This is a genomic window from Barnesiella sp. CU968 (genome assembly GCF_905219685.1).
Classification (GTDB): domain Bacteria; phylum Bacteroidota; class Bacteroidia; order Bacteroidales; family Muribaculaceae; genus Lepagella; species Lepagella muris_A.
In genome coordinates this window covers 1-3,422 of the sequence record NZ_CAJMXD010000315.1, presented here as the reverse complement: position 1 = coordinate 3,422, position 3,422 = coordinate 1, and the positions used below count along the sequence as shown (strand labels likewise).

General features: G+C 46.4%; 3 protein-coding genes. All 3 read left to right on the top strand.

Annotated features, from left to right (window positions below):
- The first annotated feature begins 177 nt into the window (after nucleotides 1-177).
- The 3 genes from JX312_RS10780 to JX312_RS10770 are packed head-to-tail and all read left to right on the top strand — an operon-like array spanning nucleotide 178 to nucleotide 3,151.
- Nucleotides 178-1,434 (top strand): S-adenosylmethionine:tRNA ribosyltransferase-isomerase, encoded by a 1,257-nt coding sequence (locus JX312_RS10780; RefSeq protein ID WP_204457996.1) that lies wholly within the window; start codon nucleotides 178-180, stop codon nucleotides 1,432-1,434.
- Nucleotides 1,434-2,669 (top strand): 3-phosphoshikimate 1-carboxyvinyltransferase, encoded by a 1,236-nt coding sequence (locus JX312_RS10775; protein WP_204457995.1) that lies wholly within the window; start codon nucleotides 1,434-1,436, stop codon nucleotides 2,667-2,669. The genes JX312_RS10780 and JX312_RS10775 overlap by 1 nt, the downstream gene beginning before the upstream one ends.
- Before the next feature lie 23 nt (nucleotides 2,670-2,692).
- A complete protein-coding gene (locus JX312_RS10770) occupies nucleotides 2,693-3,151 on the top strand; it encodes a phospholipase (RefSeq protein ID WP_204457994.1) in 459 nt (152 codons plus the stop codon).
- The last annotated feature ends 271 nt before the right edge of the window (nucleotides 3,152-3,422 follow it).

The following is a 3,422-nucleotide window of genomic DNA, read 5'->3' as shown; positions in this document are numbered from 1 at the left end:
CGAACCGCAGACCCTCTGCTTGTAAGGCAGACGCTCTAAACCAGCTGAGCTAATCGCCCGATTGCGGATGCAAAGTTAAGAACAATTTTTAAATCACACAAATTTTTTTGCTACTTTTGTAAAAAAAAATTCGACAGTGTGTAGAAACTGTCTCTTATTTTTGATTGAAATTTATTGATAATGAAAAATATAAGGGATATAAGAATCGCGGATTTCGATTATCCGCTTCCTGATGAAAAAATTCCGCGTCACCCCTTGGCGGAGCGTGACAGCTGCAAGTTGCTTGTAAGTATGCCTGACGGAGGCATTCTTCACAGAACGTTTTCGGATTTGCCGGGACTGCTTCCGGAACGAACGCTGATGGTGTGTAATGAAACGCGGGTTATCAATGCAAGAATCCGTTTTGAAAAGTCGACAGGTTCCAAAATCGAGGTGTTTCTTCTTGAGCCTTTGTCTCCCGAGGACTATGTGCTGATGTTTCAGTCAACAGGTTCCTGTCGCTGGGGATGTCTTGTTGGAAATCTAAAAAGGTGGAAAGAGGGTGCTCTCGTGAAGAAGCTGGATATCGATGGCAGGATTGTGGAACTCCGTGCGACAAAAGTAAGACCATTGGATGGAAACGGTCAAGAGATCCTTTTTGAGTGGGATGATCCGGAGGTGACTTTCGCTTCTGTCGTTGATGCGGCGGGGTATATTCCTATACCCCCTTATCTGAAGCGGGATTCCGAAGAAAGTGATTCCGATGATTACCAGACAGTATATGCGCGTGTGAAGGGGTCTGTGGCGGCGCCTACTGCCGGACTTCATTTTACCCCGCAGCTGTTTGATAGGCTTCGTGGGGCAGGTGTGGATGTGGCTCCTCTTGCGCTTCATGTCGGAGCCGGCACATTTCAGCCTGTGAAATCGGAAACTATCGGTGGTCATCCGATGCATACCGAGGTATTCAGCATCGGTCGGGAATCGCTTGAAAAAATAGTTTCGGTGATACGAGAGGGCAGAAAGATAACAGCAGTGGGCACGACTTCCGTGCGTACCCTTGAATCGCTTCCCTATATAGGCGCTCAGCTGAAGTCAGGCAATGTCACGCTTCATGTTGACCAATGGTCGCCTTATACAGAGGGCGTGGAGCTGCATGGAGACGTAATAGAAAATCTTGTAAGCATTCTTGATTATATGAAAGAGAAGGGGGCTGACACACTGACCGCATCGACATCAATAATGATTGCCCCCGGTTTCAAATGGCGGATTGTGGATGTGGTGGTTACTAATTTCCATCAGCCTCAGTCAACGCTGCTGTTGCTTGTCTCTTCTTTTCTTGACCGCGACCCCGGAAGAAGCCCGCTTCAGTGGCGCAGGATTTATGACGAGGCACTTGGACATGCTTATCGTTTTCTGTCGTATGGAGACGCTTGTCTTCTTTTTCCGCGGAGCTGATGTCGTTGTTCCAAATAGACTATGACTCCGGTTTCTGCGGAGATGATTATCCCGTAATTGAGATTCCGGGATCAAAAAGTGTTGCTGCGCGAAGGCTTATTATAGATTATATAAGGGGGGAGGCTCCGGAATATGTGAATATGCCCCGTTGTGACGACACCCTTGAGTTGAGTGCGGCACTGAGAGATCTGCGGCTCGGGCATTCCGGAAACCGTTATGATCTTGGGTCGGGTGGTACATCAATGCGTTTTTTTACGGCTCTTGTCGCCTCGATTGAGGGATTCGACGGTATTGTTGACTGTTCACCACAGCTGAGACGACGACCTCTTTCGCCTTTGGTCGATGCACTTCGGGCGGTTGGCGCGGATATAGAATATCTGGAAGAAGAGGGGTGTCCTCCTATATATATAAAGGGTGGAAAGCTCAAGGGTGGAGAAGTGGCGGTAGACGCCGGAATTTCTTCGCAGTTTATATCGGCACTCATGCTTGTGTCCCGGTTGTGGGCGTTGCCGTTGTCTTTAGGGTTGCGTGGAGAGATTGTGTCGCGTCCGTATGTGGAGATGACGAAGCGTTTGCTTGAGATGTCAGACGATGATTCTGCTCCTTATATAGAGGGTGACTGGTCTGCCGCTGCATTTTTCTATGCTTATTGTCTGCTGGTTCCCGACAAAGATGTGCGTATAGGATTGTTGAGGAAGCCGGATTTGTCTGTGCAGGGCGATGCTGCGGTTGCAGATATATTTAAGTATCTCGGAGTTGAATCGGAATGGGAGGGAGACGGAGAGGTTGTGTTGCATGGAAACCGGCATGTCATTGACAGTCGGAGGAGTATGTCGGTGCCTGTAGAGTTTGACATGGGAGATGTGCCTGACCTTGTTCCGGCGTTGGCGGTTTGCATGGCTCTTGCCGGAATCCGTTTCCGTTTCATAAAAGTGTCGCATCTGAGACATAAAGAGTCTGACAGGCTTTCGGCTTTGCAGACGGAGATGGGGAAAATAGGGTTTGCGGTTGAGACAGGTGATGACTTTATATCATGGGACGGCAGACGCTTGCCGATGAGTAAAGAGGTAATCATAGAGAGTTATGAAGATCACCGAATAGCTATGGCTTTCTCCATAGCAGCGGCAAAACTGCATCATATTACAATACGCGGAGGAGAGTGTGTGTCAAAATCGTTCCCTGGTTTTTATGGCGAATTGAGGAAGATCGGGTTTGTGATACGGATTATTTATTAAGAATATTAAGAAGATGTGTGAATATGAAAGGAGCGTTGATAATATTGTTTGTGCTTATGGCAGTCGGTGTTGTTCTTTATATAGGTGAATTGAAATACCGGAAGCGCGAGAGAAAAAACGGAGAGGGCAATTATATAGAGGACGATGATATTGGGGTAGACAATAAGGATGACATAAAAGAAGGCGATAAGGAGGAAGAGGGATGTTGCGGAATGCATCTTGTATGCGAAAAAGACTCGCTTTCTCCGATGTCAGGAGAGATTGTTTATTACGATGATGAGGAACTCGATCGATTTTTCGGTCGTTCGGGCAATGATTACACAGCGGAAGAGGTTGAGGAATTTCGTGAAATTCTTATGACGTTGCGTCCGGAAGATGTGTCGGGATGGGCGCGAAGCGTCACGGCGCGTCGTCTTGAATTGCCTTCCGATGTAAGGGATGAATTGCTGATGCTCGTAAATGAGCAAAGGAGTAAAATTTGATTAACATTTCGAAAGAGATTTTAACATTTATTAATTCAATTAATTATCAATGATTTATCAACAAATAAACCTTTTTATTGAAAAATTGTTGTAAAAATATTTGCACAGCGGCGAAAAAGGCTATAACTTTGCAACCGCAAACGAGAAAACGACACAGCAACCAAGACTTGAAAATCTCGGTGGAAACAGAATCTCGATGTGAATAGAACAATGAAATTTTGCCACAAGACAAGCAGCGAGACTGGAAACAGTCAAGTTGAGAGTATAAGGG